Origin of the sequence: Vibrio sp. L5-1 (assembly GCF_021728315.1) — a bacterium.
Classification (GTDB): domain Bacteria; phylum Pseudomonadota; class Gammaproteobacteria; order Enterobacterales; family Vibrionaceae; genus Vibrio; species Vibrio splendidus_K.
The window spans coordinates 554,423-574,109 of record NZ_JAKKCQ010000002.1 but is presented as its reverse complement, the minus strand read 5'-3'; the positions used below and the strand labels follow the sequence as shown (position 1 = coordinate 574,109).

At 44.3% G+C, this 19,687-nt stretch carries 10 protein-coding genes; 6 read left to right on the top strand and 4 right to left on the bottom strand.

Features of this window, described 5'->3' with window-relative positions:
• Window positions 1-33: 33 nt before the first annotated feature.
• Entirely contained in the window at window positions 34-309 is a 276-nt protein-coding gene (locus L3V35_RS09360) for a nitrogenase-stabilizing/protective protein NifW (RefSeq protein WP_004734654.1), read from the bottom strand.
• A 173-nt stretch (window positions 310-482) separates the two neighbouring features.
• Between L3V35_RS09360 and L3V35_RS09355 the strand changes: the two genes are divergently transcribed.
• Complete coding sequence (locus L3V35_RS09355) at window positions 483-695, top strand: TIGR02450 family Trp-rich protein (protein ID WP_017093192.1); 213 nt, start codon at window positions 483-485, stop codon at window positions 693-695.
• Window positions 696-734: 39 nt separating this feature from the next.
• On the opposite strand, the gene L3V35_RS09350 is transcribed toward L3V35_RS09355, so the two are convergent.
• Window positions 735-1,472, bottom strand: coding sequence for an HAD-IIB family hydrolase (locus tag L3V35_RS09350; protein WP_054546626.1), 738 nt, complete (start codon window positions 1,470-1,472; stop codon window positions 735-737).
• 745 nt (window positions 1,473-2,217) lie between these two features.
• Between L3V35_RS09350 and proV the strand changes: the two genes are divergently transcribed.
• Genes proV through proX form a run of 3 tightly spaced genes read left to right on the top strand, consistent with a single transcriptional unit; the run spans window position 2,218 to window position 5,503 of the window.
• Entirely contained in the window at window positions 2,218-3,405 is a 1,188-nt protein-coding gene (gene proV / locus L3V35_RS09345; protein WP_017079026.1) for a glycine betaine/L-proline ABC transporter ATP-binding protein ProV, read from the top strand.
• 3 nt (window positions 3,406-3,408) lie between these two features.
• Window positions 3,409-4,503, top strand: a complete 1,095-nt coding sequence (proW, locus tag L3V35_RS09340) for a glycine betaine/L-proline ABC transporter permease ProW (protein ID WP_065205516.1) — start codon at window positions 3,409-3,411, stop codon at window positions 4,501-4,503.
• Window positions 4,496-5,503, top strand: a complete 1,008-nt coding sequence (gene proX / locus L3V35_RS09335; protein WP_004734648.1) for a glycine betaine/L-proline ABC transporter substrate-binding protein ProX — start codon at window positions 4,496-4,498, stop codon at window positions 5,501-5,503. The genes proW and proX overlap by 8 nt, the downstream gene beginning before the upstream one ends.
• Window positions 5,504-5,715: 212 nt before the next feature.
• On the opposite strand, the gene L3V35_RS09330 is transcribed toward proX, so the two are convergent.
• Complete coding sequence (locus L3V35_RS09330) at window positions 5,716-6,090, bottom strand: nuclear transport factor 2 family protein (RefSeq protein ID WP_237299468.1); 375 nt, start codon at window positions 6,088-6,090, stop codon at window positions 5,716-5,718.
• A gap of 141 nt (window positions 6,091-6,231) precedes the next feature.
• Here L3V35_RS09330 and L3V35_RS09325 point away from each other — a divergent pair, with 141 nt between their 5' ends.
• Complete coding sequence (locus L3V35_RS09325) at window positions 6,232-7,098, top strand: LysR family transcriptional regulator (RefSeq protein WP_237299466.1); 867 nt, start codon at window positions 6,232-6,234, stop codon at window positions 7,096-7,098.
• 28 nt (window positions 7,099-7,126) lie between these two features.
• Here the strand turns inward: L3V35_RS09325 and L3V35_RS09320 are convergent, their stop codons facing one another.
• Window positions 7,127-8,986 (bottom strand): helix-turn-helix transcriptional regulator, encoded by a 1,860-nt coding sequence (locus L3V35_RS09320; RefSeq protein ID WP_237299465.1) that lies wholly within the window; start codon window positions 8,984-8,986, stop codon window positions 7,127-7,129.
• A gap of 306 nt (window positions 8,987-9,292) precedes the next feature.
• Between L3V35_RS09320 and L3V35_RS09315 the strand changes: the two genes are divergently transcribed.
• Entirely contained in the window at window positions 9,293-19,684 is a 10,392-nt protein-coding gene (locus L3V35_RS09315) for a DUF11 domain-containing protein (protein WP_237299926.1), read from the top strand.
• The last annotated feature ends 3 nt before the right edge of the window (window positions 19,685-19,687 follow it).

Sequence of the window (19,687 nt, the reverse complement as noted above, 5' to 3'; positions counted from 1 at the left end):
TTGTTATCTACGTTTAAGCTTTCTGATTTTGAACTAGCGGCGTTGGCAAGTCGTACAACCACGACAAGCAGAACGTGTGTAACGATCCAGCTTACTGCGTTGAACCTTACAGTACGCGTTTTTCAGTGCTCTTCTTCCAGAAAACCAATCATCGGGTTTCGAGAGAATCAGATAACCATTAAAGCGCTTCACAAGCTCTATTCTATTTTGGTCGATAAACTTGCTATCAAAGCCAATTTCAAAGTAATCAAGCGCTTGTTCTATGGCGGTGAAACTCGCTATTTTTTGCTGGAATTCTGTTTGGTTCATGGGGATTAGTCTCTGAACTGGTGGCAGCTATTGTACCGAGTCTACGACTTGTTTTATTGACTTTAGTTATGACTTATCTGGATTTTAGTCGTGGGCTTTTTCAACTTAAAATGATCTTTTTAACTCTTTGAAGCTTATAGATAAAACATCAATCAACTGTGCAGGAAAGGATCATGAATCGAATTAACCCAAAGAAACTGCTCCGCAGTAAATGGACTGCTGTTAGCCCAGTAAAGAAAGAAAAGCATTTTATGGTCACTGAGGTTGAGTTTGAAGAAGGGGAGGTGATTCGTTGCTTGATAGAAGCAGTGATGACCAAACGAGAGGAAGCCATTAATTGGCGAGATCTAACCGACAAGGAGCATTGGCTTCCAGGTTGGAAGTAAGGACGTGAAGTAACGAAGAGTATCTCAACTACGCCCGTTTTAACTTCCCGCTACCGTTTGCGATTGCCAGTATTTGAGTCCTTCTAAAACACCTTCAGCGTGTGTTGCTCTGCTAGTATACACATTGTCTCGATCAGACAAGTGAGCGACCTCAGGATAATGGTTAGCCACTAATATTGAGTTTACGCCCTTTATCGTCAGCATCGAGGTGTCGTTGGCAGAGTCACCGGCAACGCACACTTCTTCAACGCTCAACTCATGTTGTTTAAGTAGATGATGAATCGCTGTGGCCTTATTGACACCTTTAGGCGTGATATCTAGGTACCAATCGTGAGAGTAAGTGAGGTGTACATCTATCCCATGTAATTCTAAGCTCGATTCGATCAGTTCATGCTGAGGCTCTGAGAGCTTTCCTTCAAAAGTGATTTTGTAATCACCCTGATGGCTCTCTAAGCGTTCGCCCATGAAATCGAGTGGCGCCAGTGCTGACTCTACCTTTGATTTGTTCCAAGAAGCTTCTAATTGGTTGTGCCAAATATGATCAGGCTTTTGGGAGTGAACGTGATGAATTCTGGTACCCACATCGCTGATAATACTGTGTGGTTTCGGGTAGTTATTTGATGCCAAACCCACTCGGATTGAGGGCAGAGTTCTACCCGTCGCGATGATAAAGCGGATATCAGGTTGCTCCGCTAAGTAGTCAAATAACTGATTAACCCCATGAGATGAACCCCCATCAAGTGTACCGTCAAAGTCACACACCAGCATTTTTATCATTCGAGCGCCTTGTCCTTTTCTTTAATAATCGCGGAAAGTATGTCGATTTCTTCTATAAATAATGGCTCAGCAATGAGGACTCTACAAGTTGTCTTTCGGCTTAGATAATCGACACTCATTAGTTTGCAGTAAGCATCACACTTGGCGTTATGTTTTGGATACTGAAGATAATTCTATCAATTTGACCAGTGCCAAACTTGGTTTATTCCATCGGCTATTTCTATTTTCATATAGTGACTTTCTGGCCCTCTATTGGTTTAAATGAGCGGTTGTAAATACCTCTGCGTTCTTGCCGAAGCTATACCGATCTTCTTGTTACATCGATAAAGAAGAAGGGGGGAGGTTTTGCTCTCCGTAAAGCGCAAATTTCCAGTTTTTAGATATCGTTAAAACTACAATAAATAGTTTGTATTCGAATTATTTGTGCACGAAGTATTTGTGTTGAATCCTAGTCTGTTTCACCCATTAATTGTTTTAATGTGAAATAAATATTCAATAATCTATCAGTAAGTAATAGATAATCTCGAACGCATTTATATCGTTTTAATATCCTTTATTATCAGTGTTTTGGTGGTTTTCGTCTGGGTGTTGAAACTTAATTTTGGTTGGCGAAATGATTGTTTTTGATAAGGGTTACCGAACGCAACCCCTTGATTTACAGCTCTACATTGCTTAGAGTGCTAATCGTTTTTCGAGCTTAAATAACCATTTTTAAGTTAAAATAGCTAAGAAAGGATTAGATTATATGGATCCCATACTGGAAGTTAAGGGACTGTACAAGGTGTTTGGTGAAGATACCGACCGTGCTTTTTCGATGATTAATGAAGGCGCGGATAAAGACAAAATTTTCGAAGAAACAGGGTTAACGATCGGTGTTAACGATGTTTCTCTTAGTATTCAAGAAGGCGAGATTTTCGTGATTATGGGATTGTCAGGATCTGGCAAATCAACCCTAGTACGCCTTCTTAACCGCTTAATCGAACCTACCAAAGGTAATGTGCTTCTTCGAGGCAAAGACATTGCCCACATCTCAGAAGATGAACTGCGCGAAGTCCGCCGCAACAACATCTCCATGGTTTTCCAAAATTTCGCACTGATGCCGCATATGACAGTTATCGAAAATGCTGCATTTGGCCTTGAGCTGGCAGGTGTTGAAGTAGATAAACGAAAACAGTCAGCATTTGAAGCGTTAGAGCGCGTAGGCCTTGGCGCATACTCAGAATCGTACCCAGATGAATTGTCTGGCGGTATGAAACAACGTGTTGGTCTAGCGCGAGCCTTGGCATGTGACCCAGATATCCTGTTAATGGACGAAGCGTTCTCGGCACTCGATCCTTTGATTCGTACTGAAATGCAAGATGAACTGATTCGCCTTCAAAATGACGATAAACGAACGATTGTATTCATCTCTCATGATTTGGATGAAGCGATGAGAATCGGTGACCGTATTGCCATTATGCAAAACGGTGAAGTGGTTCAAGTGGGCACACCAGACGAAATTCTTAACAACCCAGCGAACGACTATGTCGAAGCCTTTTTCCGTGGTGTAAATGTCGCAAGCGTACTTACTGTGAAAGACATTGCGCGTAAGAAACCGGCTGCGGTATTTAAAAAGTCAGAACACGACGGCCCAGCTTCCGCTCTGCAAATCCTAATGGATAACGACCGTGAATACGGCATCGTTGTTGAGAAGAGCAGCCTTTACTCCGGCATTGTTTCCATTGACTCCCTTCGCAAAGCTCACAAAGAGAACAAATCATTAGTGAGCGCGCAGCTCGATGATGGATTAACGCTGAACCCTGATTTACCAATCAATGACGTGCTTGGCCTTGTTGGTGGTGTGCCTTACTCAGTTCCTGTTGTGGATGAGCAAGGCAATTACTTTGGCGTGGTAACTAAGTCACGTTTGCTACAAACATTGGATAAGGGGTAGATCATGTCGTCTGAACAAACAAATAATGACCCATGGTCACAGTCTGCTCCTGCCGCTCAGCCATCAAGTGATCCTTGGGGTCAAGCCGCTGACTCTTCACCATCGGCAGATTGGCTAAGCAGTGAAACCGTAGAAACCATTCCTTTTGATCCTCTTAATCCTTTTGCAGAAGCCGTGCTACCTGTTGATACTTGGGTTGAGTCTGGATTGAATTGGCTAGTTGAACACGGACGACCATTGTTTCAAGCAATTCGTGTACCTATCGATTTCATTCTAAGTTCATTTGAAACGGCATTGGTGTCTACGCCAGCCCCATTTATGCTCATCATTTTGTTCTTGGTGGCATGGCAGTTTTCAAACCTGAAACTGGGTGTTGCTACGGCAGTATCTCTTACTATGATTGGTTTGATTGGCGCTTGGTCTGAAGCGATGACCACGCTTTCACTGGTGATGACATCTGTATTCTTCTGCCTGTTGATAGGTTTACCTATGGGGATATGGCTCGCCCGAAGTAACACGGCGGCTAAATTCGTTCGCCCAATTCTGGACGCTATGCAAACAACGCCAGCCTTCGTTTACTTAGTACCCATCGTAATGTTGTTTGGTATCGGTAACGTTCCAGGTGTGGTGGTGACCATTATATTCGCACTGCCACCGGTGGTACGTTTAACCATTCTGGGTATTCAGCAAGTACCGGAAGATTTGATCGAAGCGGGTCATTCATTCGGTGCAAGCAAAAAGCAGATGCTTTACCGAATTCAACTGCCACTTGCATTACCAACCATTATGGCGGGCGTGAACCAAACACTGATGTTGTCGCTATCTATGGTGGTTATCGCATCAATGATCGCGGTAGGTGGTTTAGGGCAAATGGTACTGAGAGGTATCGGCCGTCTAGATATGGGACTGGCCGCTGTTGGTGGTCTCGGCATCGTTATTCTAGCAATCCTGCTTGACCGCATTACCCAAGTTCTCGGGGTAAATGCAGGTAATACAAAATTACGCTGGTACCACATGGGCCCTGTTTCTCTTGTGCTCAATGCGATAAATCGCGGTAACAAATCAGAACTACAATTAAGGAAAAACACCAATGAATAATTCATGGAAGAGCAAACTTGCAGTTAGCATCGTTTCTACATTAGCAGTATCAACGAACGTGTGGGCAGCAAGCTTACCGGGTGAAGGTGTATCAGTTCAGCCAGTTCAATCGTCTGTAGCGGAAGAAACATTCCAAACGTTGATTGTTAACCGCGCCCTTGAAGAGCTTGGCTACGACGTGAAATCTACGCAAGAAGTGGACTACAACGTAGGTTACACCTCTATCGCAAAAGGTGACGCGACGTTCCTAACCGTAGGTTGGTTCCCGCTTCATGCTGATAAATACAAAATGGCGGGCGGCGATGACAAATTCTACCGCGAAGGCCAATATGTAAGCGGTGCCGCTCAAGGTTACCTAATTGATAAGAAAACGGCTGAAAAATACAACATCACTAACATTGGTCAACTGACGGATCCGAAAATCGCGAAGCTGTTTGATGCTGACGGTGATGGCAAAGCAGACCTTACAGGCTGTAACCCAGGCTGGGGTTGTGAGATGGTGATTGAACATCAACTTTCAGCGTTCAAACTGGACGATACGGTAACTCACAACCAAGGTAACTATGCGGCGATCATCGCAGATACAATTTCTCGTTACCAAAAGGGTGAATCAATCCTTTATTACACGTGGACACCTTACTGGGTAAGTGGCGTATTGGTTCCTAACGAAGATGTAGTTTGGTTAGAAGTACCTTTCTCAGCACTTCCTGGCGAGCGTTCGAATGTGGATACGACGTTATCTAACGGTAAAAACTACGGCTTCGAAATGAACTCAATGCGCATTATTGCGAACAAAGAGTTTGCTAAGAACAACCCATCAGCAGCGAAGCTTTTCGAGATCATCAAACTTAACATCAATGATGTAAGTGCTCAGAACATGATGATGAGTAAAGGTAAAAACAGCTCTGCAGATATCGAAGCGCACGTAAACGGTTGGATCAAAGCGAACCAAAGCACGTTCGATGGTTGGATTACAGAAGCGAAGAAAGCAGCACTGTAACTTTGACTTGTATTTGCTCTGTCTTACGAAACATTTTGATTTGAAATGATGAGCGTGTTGAGTGATTGTGTAGAGTCACTGAATCACCTTTAAATCAAGTGAAAAGGCGACAGAGTCAAATATTAAAAGGCCAGCAGTCCAATTTGGATTGCTGGCTTTTTGTTTTCTGTTTCTATTTTTGAGCTGTGAGCTTCTAGCTTTTAATTACAGCTCTAGCGTTCGCCTTGAACCTCAAAATCATCGCTGACTAAACGAGCGCAACCATCCGCTTCTAATGCCCAATGTTCACGATGCACAACACCAAACGCTTTGTTCATTGTCCAGCTAGCCGTAAGAATGTAGCCGCCTTCTGGGTGCTCTTCCCACTTAACATCGGTGTAATCAACGTCTTTGAAGCCTTGAACGATGATGTTTTGCCAAAACGCCTGTATTGCTTCACGACCTTCAAAAGTACCAAACGGACGCGCTTCCATTACACAGCTTTCAGTATATTGATCTGCACAGCCTTTCGCATCTTGGCTGTTGAAAGCTTTTTGCCACGCGTTAATGCCTTGCTTACATGCTTCTAAAATCTGGTTGTCTAACATTGTCTTTCTCCATAACAGTCTTGTTTCGAGCACTGTCTTTTTGATTTGCTATCTCGATAAGTTGAATTGAGTTTAGTCTTGGAAATTGATTTGAAAAACAGAGATAATAGAAAATACTGTTTGTAAAAAGAGAACAATAAGATGAGTAAGTTAAAGCAGATGTCGATTTTCGCTCATATCGTAGAGCAGGGTTCAGTATCAGCTGCGGCTGAAAAGCTTGAGTTGTCTAAATCTGTCGTCAGTCAGCACCTCAAAATCTTAGAACAAGAGCTAGGCGCTTCTCTTCTTAAGCGCACAACACGCAGGCAATCGCTGACCAGTATGGGGGAGCGTTTTTATTTGAGTTGCAAAGACATCAACGTGATCGCTGAATCGGCTTGGGATATGGCGAAAGCTGAGCTAGAAGAGCCCCAAGGTCGGATTCGTATTACGGCGTCAAATGCTCTGATGGACTTGCTCGTCGTACCCGTCATTGCAGATCTGATGAAGCAATATCCGAAGCTAAAACCAGAACTGATAAGCGACGATCAGCACCTAGACTTCATGGAACACGATATTGATCTCGCAGTACGAGTGGGCAGTTCTCGTGACAGTAACCTCAAACAGAAACGCTTGGGTGAATTTAAAGACGTGTTATGTGGTGTTGAAAGCATGCGAAGTCGTGAGCTTGAATCTATTCCTTACATCGCAAATTCTTGGCAGGGAAAACAGGTGACTCATCACTTTAGTTCGCAAAATGAACAAGACTTTATTTACCAACAGCCAGCCAGCTGCATTACGAACTCCTTTCACAGTTGTCTCGCCTTGATCAAATCTGGCGTTGGCATCGGTGTGATTCCAGATTTCTACCTCTCTCAGTTATCCAATGAAGTCGTCGACATGATGCCAAGCTTCCAACTACCGACCAACACGGTTTATGCGCTAAACCCATTCGCTTCAAATACGCCTATCGCCATCAAACTTTGTGTTCAAGCGTTGGAAGATAAGCTTAAGCAGAATTTAGTATAAGCTTTCTATAGTTAGTAAAATCCGGTGCTTAACCATATTTATTAATGAATGCGATAACATTCTTGTTACTCAGTAATTCAATCTTGTCGATAGTCAGTACGCAGTAGCGATAGTTTTTGTTTTTAAATGTGATGTTCGACTTTTCCTCTGTTGGTTCAGAAAACTTATAGATTTCAAATCCGATATTCTTCATAAGGTCCAATGCACTGGGGTTTTTTATGATCATGGAATACTTTTTAATCTTAGTGTTTCTTGCAAGAAGCTTCATATCGGAAATTAGGTTCGCAATAGATTGTTCGCGCTTCTCAGAATGACCGCTAACCACAATGTAATTTAAGTTATGATTGGATTCTAAAGAACAGGCTTGCTTAATATGTAGGTTCTTATTCTGGTATTGGGCGAATATATCTTCGTTGAAGAAAAAACCTAGGCTATGACTAACAATATCACCATTAACATTGACCATTTTTCTGCCATGCGCCTTTTTTTCACTGCAATAGAGAAACAGATCGATAGTATCAAGGGCTGAAGAATCCACCTTTGTATATTGTGAAATCAGCTTTATTCTATCTATTACTGCTTTGTCATTCTGATCTGTCATCAATGGCATGATCTGACAGTCGCAGCCTTCTTCTATCTCCCCTTTAGTGATAGACGATATTCGGCTTTGAAACGAAAAGAACCTCTCACGAAGGAAGTCTTCAAGTAGCGCACTGTCTTCGTTATCTTCTGAATCAAAGGATTTCAACGTTGTATACAAGTCCAGACCAAGGCTGTCCAATAACTTTAGGGCTTTGTAATTACTTGGCTTTACTTTGCTATTTTCCCATCGATTTATCGTTACGACATCTACAGAGCTGAATTCATCATCTAAGTGATTAATGTATGCCGCAAAATCCTTTTGCGTTAACTTCAATTTCTTGCGCGCTTCGCGCAGTAATTGCGGAAATTTCATCATGGTAGAATATTCATCTTTGATTAGTGACATTACATTCCGATTAGTCAGATAGTCTATTTTGTCAATCGTTAATATACAGTAGCTATAATGTTTATTTTTGAATGTGATATTACATTTTTTAGCAGAAGGTTCTGAAAATTTGAATACTTCAAATCCCACTCCTTTCAAGAGTTTCATCATGTTGGGATCTTTTACTAAAACAGAGTATCTTTTTATATTTTCATTCTGAGAAAGTAACTGTATATCTGAAACTATATGCTCAATAACATGATGTTTTGTCTCTGAGTGTGAGCTTATATTAAAATAATTTATGCTTTTGCTTGAATTTAAAGAGCAAGCCATTCTTAGATCTAGTTCTTGAGTCTTTAAATTCTCGAATTGATGCTCTTCAAAGAAAAAGCCTACGTTGTGACTCACAATGTCGCCATCTGTATTGATGAGCTTGTGACCGTGTGCTTTTTTTTCACAGTAATAGAGATATAAATCAATTTGGTTCAGTGGCGAAATATCGACTTTTGTGAATTTAGAAAGTAGTTTGATTCTGTCGATAACGCCAGTGTCACAAGGCTCTGACATTAAAGGCTGTGACTTAAAGCTGCGGCTGCCTTGTTGTTCATTCAGGCTTGATAGAGCTGAAATTCTACTTTGAAATGAACCATAGGATTCGTTTAAAAACAGTTCGATTAGTGTGTCTTTTTGTTCGGATTTAAAGCTCTTTATTGTCTCAAACACATCTCCGCCAAGGTACTGTAAGATCTTGAGTGCTTTGTATGCACTAGGCTTTACCTTACTGTTTTCCCAGCGATTTATCGTTACAACGTCAACCGCATTAAACTCATCGTCCAGCTGATTTAAGTAGGTTGCAAACTCTGTTTGTGTAAATTGAAGTTCCTTTCTGAAGTTACGTAACAACTGTGAAAACTCACTCATTAAAACATTAACCTTCTGATAATTAACTCAATGTCTTGATTCTAATTTAGACATCAGACTCTCTATTTAACATCTTCAGTAATTTGTTTTTTACGGATGTTAATTGTTCGGATTATTTGAACTGTATGTTGCGCATGTCCCTATTAGGCTAAGTGCCAAATTGGTGACGTCAAATCTATGGCTTCTTGCCTAGACACTTGTCAATCTACTGTGAAGTGCGCGTTAATGTTCAGATACAATCTTGCCTTTTTCTTATCCATTCTGCTGTTTCCATTGGCCTCCTATGCGGACACAACGGGTCTTGTTATGGATCTGTCTGTTGACAGTGCGTCTTATGACAACGACCAAGAGGTGGCTTATACGCTTGTTTTAACGAATGAGTCGGATAAAGCTATCGCTGAGTTGGACGTTAAAGATGAGCTGTTAAACATCTTAACGACAGATGATCAAGGAAATAATGTCAGCGCGTTCTCGCAAGTCTCGACTCAAGCGCAATCCTCCTTCCTCTCATCTCCAGGTGATTACAGTCGCTTCGGAAACTTAGATGCATCAGGTGTACGTATTGCGGCTGGTGGATCGGTGACCTATAGCATGGTGGCCACCGTTTCTGGTGACGCAGCCGGTACGATCGATAACGTCGCAAGTGCGAGCACTGGACTGTTGGGTGCTGTTGAATCAAATACAGAATCCATTCAGCGTGGTGTGTACCAACATGATGTTGTGGTGTCAGTAGACAAGACAAACTACCAACTGAAGAATGAACTCACGTACTCGATCAAGGTGTCGAATACTGGCGATTTGGTGATTAGAACGCTTGATGTTCAAGATGCTATTTCAGATATCAAGGCATTCGACATCGATGGTGTTCTTCAACAGGCCTTCACTGACAACGTGAACTCTGCCGAGGTCCAAGGCGGCGAAAGTGATGCGGGTACCTATAGTTTTTCAGGGGACTTGTCAGTCGCTGATGCATCGATAGATATTGGCGGATCTATCACCTACACAATTCGAACGACTGTTGCCGACAAACTCGTCGGCGACATTGTTAATGACGACATAACTGCTGAAACACGCGATGACTTGGTTACAGTTGATGAGGTTATCACTCCACCCACTGAGCCTAGTATCACCCTGACACATACCTTGAACCAATCGGATAACTACCTAGTCGATGATGAGTTTTCCTATACGGTCACGGTTGCCAACCAAGCAAGTACTGGTATCGCGTACCATTATTCTGTTCAGCAGTTTCTTGCGGATCTTGAAACCGATCTAGGCAACGATGTCAGCAACGAAAAGAATGCAACTGACACGGTTGGTAACCCCTACGATTTTTGGACCAATGAAGTGACCTCGATTGGTTCTCATAGCCTTTCTGAACTCAATGTATCTGGAAAGGAGTCCAACAAGTCACTAGAAGACAAAGTGTCTATCTATCCCGGTGAGCAGATTGTTTATTCCGTTGTAGTGGACGTTAGCCCTGTGTCTATTGGTCAAATTCCCCAAGTTGCAGCCCGAGTGGTTGATGCTGATGGCCTCGCAGATTCTGGCGACGCTTTGGCTAATATTCTTGATTCGAAAGGCGTTCTGACGACGTCATCAAGTCAAATTACACGTAATAAGAACACCACTGATACTACTTATGTTCCGGGGATAGTCGGTGATAACGAAGTGGTCTATGACATTGTTATTTCTAACAAAGATACTGAATTCTTCGCCAACGATATTGAAGTGATCGATAAATTTGCTTGTATCGTGACAGAACAAGCCGATGGCACTAATGCTTCTGCATTCTCTGAATGGAAGCTAGAAGTGGATGAGAGCAGCGGTGAGGGTTCTAACTATGGCTCATTTAATTATGGAGCTTGGACTACGAACGACATCAACCTAAAAGTCGATCTGGCACCTGAAGGTTTTGTTCATTACAAGTTAACAGCAAAAGTAGCAGATACCAGTGTGGGTCAAATTGTTGATGATGGTACTGATGCGGGCTTGTGCTTAGGGGATAATTTAGGCGAGTCAGGCTCTGGTGTTCAAATGCCAAACTCGAAATTAAAAGTCCAAAAAGAAGTGGATTCTCGTTACTACTCAGCTGGCGGTACCCTGAACTACGACATCACGGTAGAGAATAACGGTGACGGCTACGCGATTGATGTACCGGTTTATGATGATTTAGTCTCTGTCATGACTCAGTCTATTAATGATACAACGACCAAAGCGTATTTGAGCTGGGTTGTGACGGCGAAATCTTATGGTTCGGATGACTTAGTCTCAATAAACAGTGATCCCGGTTTTAGCGGTGAAATTTTAGGTAATCAGAGCAATAAGAACATTTTGGATGTGGAAGCGAAGCTAGCCCCACACGACAAAATCATCTACAGCATTGCAGCGGTGGTAAACCCGATTGCCGATGATGAGATTCGAAATGAAGTGACGGTAGACAGCGTGCTTTATTCCGACAGAGGTTCATACCCAAGAGACTATTACCTAGTCTTGGATAAGCGTGTCGATGGCAACAATGAACAAAACGCTTACACCGATACGACAAAGGAAGTCACTTATACAATCAGCGTTACCAACCCAGAAGGGAATGGTTTCGCGTCTAACATCAATATTAAAGATGAAATCAGCACGATAGAGGCTGAGTTACTGCATGAACCGGGTGAAACCAAGCCTGTGTTCTCATCGTGGACGATCAGTGCAGAAAGAGAAGCAGACTCTCCGTGGGTGAAAGCCGTAACCGACCCTGGATCGTTCTCGGATAATAATGATTTGGATGCCACCGCTCAGATCCCGCCAGGTGCGACGATTACCTATACCATTGTTGGGACACTCGATCGCAGTGTCGACAGCGAGATTCTTTGGGGAGCGTTCACCAATACCGCAACAGTGACGGGACCAGATACTAACCTATCGGATACCGTTCGCACCTACCCAAATGAACCTAATCTTGTTGTCGCTAAGACAGCTCGTAATACCGATTTTGTTGTAGGTGAGCGCGCTACGTTCGATATTTATATCTATAACCGTGGCATCGGCTACGCAAATGACGCAACGGTACAAGATAGCATTTCAGCACTTAATTTCTTTGATAGTTGGACTGTTGTTGGTTCAACCAACACTGATAAACCAGGTTCTCGCTACGGTGATATTGCTAACGACACTGACATCAATACCGACGTTGATATAACTCCTGGAGGGTGGGTTCATTACGAAGTGAGCGGCATTGTTAAGTCTGACTATGAAGAAGAACAAGTATCGAATCGTGTTGATGTTTACGATCCTATCACGGATCGTGACCACAGCTCTTCCGCTCAAATAGATAACTCACACAGTACCTATGACATCAATGTTTCACTAGCCAAAACGACCGATGTTGTTCGTTACACGCCGGGTGAAGATCTCACCTATACCATCGTTATTGGCAATAACAGCGACACTGATGAGACCGATCTTATCTTCATGGATCGCCTGAGTGAGATCACTACTACGCTAGCGAATGATAAAGATGGTGAAGTAGAAGACGTTCTTAATCAAAACCCGTTTGACTATTGGTCTGTTGATACTGGTTCTGGTTTCGGCCCTCAAACGACTGAAGATGTGGAGTTTCCAGTTTCAATTCCCGCGAAGAGCTTTGTCACGGTGCGTATTAAGGCGCATGTCAAAGACAATGCGGTATCTAACGGTGTCGCTGACAGAGACGGCGGCATAATCCGCAACGAAGCGGTGCTGCTACATGATGATAATGCAGGTTGTACTGACGATTGTGAGTATGCGAAACGTGCCGTGGCTGAAAACCATCAGGTACATAACAGTGGCGGCGTTGTTCGCACAACTAACATTAACCGCTACTCTCCGGGCGAACAGTTGACTTATACCATCAAGTACAACTCTCAAGACGGGCACGGTTATCGAAATAACGTTGACGTTAACGAACTGATTAATGACATATCAGTGGAGCTACAAGACGGCAATTCAGGTAATCCATTTTTCGATGATTCGGTAGGTTCAAACAAGTTTACGGTGGCGGTTGCTAAGAGCGACCCTGCGAACGCGGGTACAACCGATGGTACCAAAGACGGTGATGTTGCGAACGACACTGACATTGTGACTTCAATTGATATCGATGCTGGCGAAGACGTGACTTACACAGTAACAGGTACAGTAAGACCGGATGCGGTCGGTGATATTCATTACCGAGATACCGTCGTGATTCCCGATGATTACCATTTAGATTTTGATAAAACGACTGATGAAGTGGTGTACGAGCCAGCTCAGACGGTGACCTATCATTTAGTGATTGAAAATGACGGCAAAGGTAACGCTCACGATATTCCAATCGTCGATAACCTCGAAGATATTACGGTCAGCTTAGTGGATGGTAATACAGGACCAGCGTATTCAGATTGGACTATCACATCGATCGCAACTGGAACTGATTCTGAGTATGTGGATGCGGGCGCAGGTGCTGGCAATGTTTACACATCAACCAACAGTAACCTAAATGTTGAAGCCGATATTCCGATGGGCGCTAAGCTTGAGTACCAAGTTGTCGCGACCATCAATGACAAAGCCAATGGTGGTGTTGTTAACGTTCTAACCGTTGATGGTGACACGATATCTCATGATATTCGTCAAGAAGCTCGAAAAGTTGATTTTGAAAAGAACATTCTGGCGTATTACGACACGGATGAAAACGAACTGGTTGGCGCAACTAACTACATGCCAGGTGGTTATGTTGAGTATGAAATTTTAATTGAGAACATTGCAAGCGCCCACGTTGATGATATGAGCTTGCGTGATGACATCGACCAAATTAACACTCAATACTTTGATGGAACGCGTGGCCCTGCATTTGATAGCTGGACGATTGAAACATTCACTGATAGCTCAGGTATTTCCAACCCAGATGTTGATAACTCAATCCAAGACAATAAGCCGATTGATACTCACTTCGATATCTCGGCAGACAACTTTGGCCGAGCTGCATCGTCAGCGTTTGTCCGCTATGTCATAAAAGCCAAGATCAGTCCGAAAGCGGTTGGTTCTTTTACCAACAAAGCTTTCATCGACGAAGACAATGGCAATGAGTTGATCGCGGTATCGCCACCATCAACGATGGCCGATCCTGAAGTCACGTTCTCTAAAAAAGCGTTTTATGATGCAGGCTTCTCTTCGCAAAAAACTGAATATTCTCAAGCTTCTGGTGAGAGTGAGGTTTATTACCGCGTTGAGATTAAGAATGCGGGTGATGGTATTGAATATGGTTCTCGCCTAGAAGATGCGATTTCGGAAATTCAAACTCGTATTGCAGAAGACAGCACCACCACAGGTGGTGATCCTGTTGGAAAACCGTTCTTGGCTGGCTGGGAAGTTAGCCTAGATAAAACGGCTGCGACAGGCTCTATTACCGACGCGATTGATTTCGTACCGGGCAATAACATCAATATTGATAACGAAATTGTTATCGCGCCTCAAGAAAGCCTAACGTTCACTATTCATGCTCAAATTCGTGAAGATGCATTGGGTGACATTCAAAATAAAGCGACGTACGACGGTAGTGCTCGAACAGCGAATTTAATGCCGCTTGAAAATAATACCAGTGTTGAAAAACGTGTGGTGTCGATCAACGGCAACCCGTTCAGTGGTGGTGATACCTATCTTCCGGGTGACGAAGTTGAGTATGAATTTGTAGTCACAAACCCTGAAAACGGTTGGGCGAATGATATTCAGATCAAAGACACAATCACAGACATTCAAGTCGAAGTGATTGGCGGTAAAACGGAATCCGCTTTTGTTTCTGGCGATATCACCCATGAAGTCAGCAATGGTATTGATGCCAACGCTGATACTTATGTACCAAGCTACAACACCAGTGGCAACCTTGATATTGAAATCGATATTGCCGCGGGAGAAGTGCTGACCTTTAACTTAACCGGTGTCGTTCGTGACGACGCTTTGGGCACGATTGATGCGAACCAAGTGACCGCAGGAAGTGGCTCTGCGACGTCGCAAGTGATACCACCTAAAGATGCCGAGCTCGATTACTTCAAAACCTTGGTTTATACCGATGGTGAATCGGCTGGCTGTTCTGTTCCTTCAAACGATGGCAGCGGTTGTACTTACGCACCACGTGGTGATGTTGAGTATCAAGTTACGTTAGATAACACAGGCGATAGCATCGCAAATGATGTGAGCGTTATCGATGCGATTCACACCATCAAAACGGAAGATGGCGATGATGCGTTCTCTGATTGGGCAACAGCGATTGCAGTTGAACCGGTAGGATCTTATGACGTACAGGGCGACTACAACGGAAGTGTCCCGTTGGATGTGACTGTCGATCTTCGCCCCGGCGAACGCATCGTGTTCGATGTTAAAGGCACGGTTTCAACATCGGCAACAGGTACCATTACTAACACAGCACAAGTGAACGGCGATGACACCAACGACATAGTACTTGACCCCGGTCGCTCGAATATCTTAATCGATAAGTGGACAGATACACCCACGTACGTACCGGGTGGAACGGTGAATTACTACATCGACATCACAAACGACGATGTGGATTCTGGCCTGTTTTCGATTCGTGACATCATCAGTGGCTTCGAAGTCGAAACGGTCGATGGTTCAATGCAAACCGCACTCACAGAGTGGCGTGTCGATTACGATGTTTTATACAACTCTGCACCATCTGATCCTAACGCGAATGATTTCTCAGAGTTAGACAAGCTGATAGGAAAAAACAGTCCAGACATCGATTTACCTGCTGAGTCAGTCAAGATGGCAGGTCGTGATGATGCGGGCACTGGCGGTGGTGACAAGTACACGGTTGTTCGAATCCATGTTGAAGGCAAGGTGCGTGATGACGCGATTGGTCGCTTTACCAATACTGCATACCTACGACATGGCTTGGACGATTCGAAAATTGCTCGCTTAAGAGAGGGGTACATCACGCCTCAACCGGGACAGTTGGTGCTAACCAAAGAAGCCACCCCGATTGTCGAGCCTGATGCTAAGTACCAACCGGGTCAACCTATCTCCTACAAGATCACCGTGGCTAACACAGGTGAAGGTTACCTTGTGGATCAAGTCCTGACGGATCGTATTGATACCATAATGACAGAAGTGGCTAATAGCCCAGATCAAGAACAAGCCCTTACCGGCAATTGGATCATCAGCGATGAACAGATTGATGGTAGTGGCGACCCAACACTGAATGCTCGCAAGGATGTGTCCAATACCACTCAAGGTTACAGCGCCACTTACAGCATTCACCCCGGCGATAGCTATTCGTTTATTGTCACCAATACCGTGAATGACAAAGCCAAAGGTGAGATCACTAACGTTGTTAAAGTGGCTGGCAATGATGGTGAATACACCGCAGACGCGACTTACATTCCAGAAGACGCACAAGTTGAGATCACGAAAGATGTTGATAAAACGGAATACCTTCCGGGAGAAATACTTCAATACACCGTGACCGTTAAAAATAACGGCTTAGGTTGGGCAGAAGATGTTGTGATTGAAGATGCGTTGAAATCGGTTGAAACCACGATTGCTGGTGGTGAGACGAATCAAGCCTTTGATCCTGCTTCAATCCAAATTTCAGCGGTATCGACGACGGGTGAAACGCCAGTACCAGACGCAACCAGTGGTGAAGACCTCAAGGAGACGCTCGATATCGCACCTCAAGACAGCATTGTTTTTACGATTCAAGTAGCGACGAATGCGCTTGCGACAGGCGATATTACTAACATCGCATCAGCGACCTTTGACGGCACAACATTTGATGACAGTGTTACCAGCACACCAGTGTTGGCGACGGTTTCTATCGATAAGACTGTCGACACGTCATCTTATGAAGTGACCAAGCTGGTTAACTATGAGGTAACGGTAACCAATAGTTCTGATGCTTTTGCCTCTGACGTTCAGCTGCAAGACATCATCAGTGACATTCAAGTCGACACGACCGCGGATAAACAAGAGTCGGCATTTCTATTATGGGAAGTGAGCTTTGAAGCCTCAGATGATCGCTCCGTAGTAACTCCAAAGACGTTCGACCTCAGTGAAGACATTGATGTGAGTATGGATGTTGCGCCACAGAGCACAGTGACTTTCCACGTTAAGGCGTTGATTCGTACTACGGCGATTGGCGATATCAGTAACACGGCAACCATCACTTACAACGGTACACCACAAGACTCGACGGTAGTCATTACGCCGAAAGGCTCTGAGTTTGTTGCGACGAAAACCAACGTACAAACCGAGTATGAACCGGGTGGTGAGCTAGAATTCTTGATCACTATTGAAAACACCTCAAACAACTACATCAGTGACCTAAGCGTTGTCGATGATATGAGTACCATTGAGGTGAGCTATTACGATGGTACCACTGGGCCTGCTTTGGTTGACGGAACCACTTCTTTGGTTGTTGACTCAACCACGGTCGGGACTACGACCGAGCAAGTTAGCCCGACGGAATACAGTGTGGATATTGCTCCGCACGGTACGGTTGTATTCCGCTCAAAAGGTACCGTGGTCGATACTGCGACTGGGCGTATCATCAATACAGCGCAAGTCGACGGCGGTGATGTGGTTAGCCCTCCGGTTCAAACTGTTGCCGCGGTTGTTCAAGCCGATCTCTTTACAGACGCACCTTATTACGTGCCGGGCGACCAAGTCGAGTATCACTTAGTGGTACAAAACATTGGTCGTGGCATCGCTAAAGATGTCGCGCTTTACACCCAGTTCTCTGAGTCAATGGGTGATTACATCGACGGTTCTCGCAGCAATGCTTTTGATGGTTGGACACTTACCGCTAAATCGGAAGGGGCTGAAACGCAACCGGGTACGTTTGATCATGACAAAGACTTATTCACTTTGGTCGATATCGCGCCGGGCGGCAAGATTGATTACACCTTCACCCTGACAGTTAACGAAGACATGCTGACCAACATCGATGTGCTTGGCTACTACCTTGATTTAACCGGTAGCCCAACGATGCGTGCTCGTTCTAAAGGCATGTTGGCATCAGAAACCTCGATGCAGGCAGTGGCAGACCAAGTATCAGCTCTGGATTTACCGCCAGTGGGTGCAGATCTGGTTGTCGAAAAGCGTTCAGACAAACCTGAATACACTGAAGATGACGACAGTGTCACTTATTACCTAGCCGTGACCAACAATGGTTTAGGTAATGCAGCGAATGTGCGACTCACTGATGAGATCAGCGAGCTGCAAAATAGCGTTGGCAACAAAGTGTTTACTGACTGGACGATTGAAGGCGTGGAAGTCGATGACACAGGCTCGGTGATTCAGCGTCATAGCTTCCCGTCGAGCAAAGACCTAGACACTACCGTTAACCTGAAGTCCCAAAAGCGAAATGCCTATGCATTTGAAGTGGTGGGTACATTAGGTAAAGGTTTGGATGACGACATTACTAATACCTTCACGGCGACCGAATCTGACGGTACCGAAACCAGCGACAGCGTAACCACTCACATCAAGAAGATTCCTGATAACTCTGGGGAATTGGAGCTGACTAAATCTGCACTGCAAGATACCGCGCAAGTCGGTGATGCGGTTGAGTACGAGATCATCGTCGAAAACAACAATGAATCTTACTTTAAGAACGTGGCGGTAGAAGACCGTTACCCAGGTGGCTTGAAGTACATCGTGGACACGTCAGAAGTGGTGTTGAGCGGTATTGATGGTGAGTTTGGTACGGAAGACGATCAGGTTCTTTCTCAAGAGCCATCAGACACTGGCAAGCTTATGTTCACTTCGTTGAACTTTGATCCGGGCGAGAAGCTACGTATTCGATACTTATTGCGTGTATCGGTAGGTGCCACCTTTGGTGACTACATCAACACCGCAGTCGCGAAAGTGGATGGCTCGGCTGTTTCCAATGAAGACACCGCTAAAGTGACCGTAGAGCCGGACAAGGTGTTCGATACCTCATCAATCATCGGTAAAGTTTTTGAAGATCATAACAAGGATGGATTCCAAGCTGATGCAACCGCTTTTGATGTTGAGTTAACTGCGAACCTATCAACGCAAGGCTACATCGCTGACTCGACACACATCATCCGTGATGGTCAAGACGTTGTTGTTCAAGATGGTGCGATAACCACTGGGCTTGAGCAGGGCTTGGATCTTGGCGATCTTTGGGGGCATTCAGTAAACCGAACACTGCCAGAAACCAGCAAAGTGGTGGTTCAATTTAAGACTCGCACACAGCAGAGCTTTGATTTCTATGTCACGACCGATTCGGGCTCTCGTATTGGGTTCGACACAAAAGGTCAGATTCAGTTCAAGCATGAATCCGATAAGAAGAAGGGACTGAGCGCGGAAAACCTCAACGTAACCAGAAACCTATATCGCGATGGCGAGGATTACCTATGGGAAATCGTTATCGAGAACAAAGGTATTTACGAAGATGGTATTCCGGGCGTTAAGTTGATGACGGTTGAGGGAATCGTTATTTACACAGACCAGTACGGTCGTTACCACGTGCCCGACCAATGGGTACTCAATAAGAAAGGTAAGAACTTCCTAGTGAAGTTGGACACTGATTCGTTATCCACCTCTATGGAAGTGGTGAGCGAAAACCCGAAAGTGTTGCGAATTACCCCGAACAAGCTCACCAAGTTCAACTTTAGCGTTCATCGCAAAGATCAAGAAAGTGAACAGAAGTAAGCC

Coding starts and splice junctions, on each gene's coding strand:
- L3V35_RS09325 (WP_237299466.1), top strand. CDS start 6,232: ATGAGTAAGTTAAAGCAGATGTCGATTTTCGCTCATATCGTAGAGCAG.
- L3V35_RS09350 (WP_054546626.1), bottom strand. CDS start 1,472: ATGATAAAAATGCTGGTGTGTGACTTTGACGGTACACTTGATGGGGGT.
- L3V35_RS09360 (WP_004734654.1), bottom strand. CDS start 309: ATGAACCAAACAGAATTCCAGCAAAAAATAGCGAGTTTCACCGCCATA.
- L3V35_RS09355 (WP_017093192.1), top strand. CDS start 483: ATGAATCGAATTAACCCAAAGAAACTGCTCCGCAGTAAATGGACTGCT.
- L3V35_RS09330 (WP_237299468.1), bottom strand. CDS start 6,090: ATGTTAGACAACCAGATTTTAGAAGCATGTAAGCAAGGCATTAACGCG.
- proX (WP_004734648.1), top strand. CDS start 4,496: ATGAATAATTCATGGAAGAGCAAACTTGCAGTTAGCATCGTTTCTACA.
- L3V35_RS09320 (WP_237299465.1), bottom strand. CDS start 8,986: ATGAGTGAGTTTTCACAGTTGTTACGTAACTTCAGAAAGGAACTTCAA.
- L3V35_RS09315 (WP_237299926.1), top strand. CDS start 9,293: ATGGATCTGTCTGTTGACAGTGCGTCTTATGACAACGACCAAGAGGTG.
- proW (WP_065205516.1), top strand. CDS start 3,409: ATGTCGTCTGAACAAACAAATAATGACCCATGGTCACAGTCTGCTCCT.
- proV (WP_017079026.1), top strand. CDS start 2,218: ATGGATCCCATACTGGAAGTTAAGGGACTGTACAAGGTGTTTGGTGAA.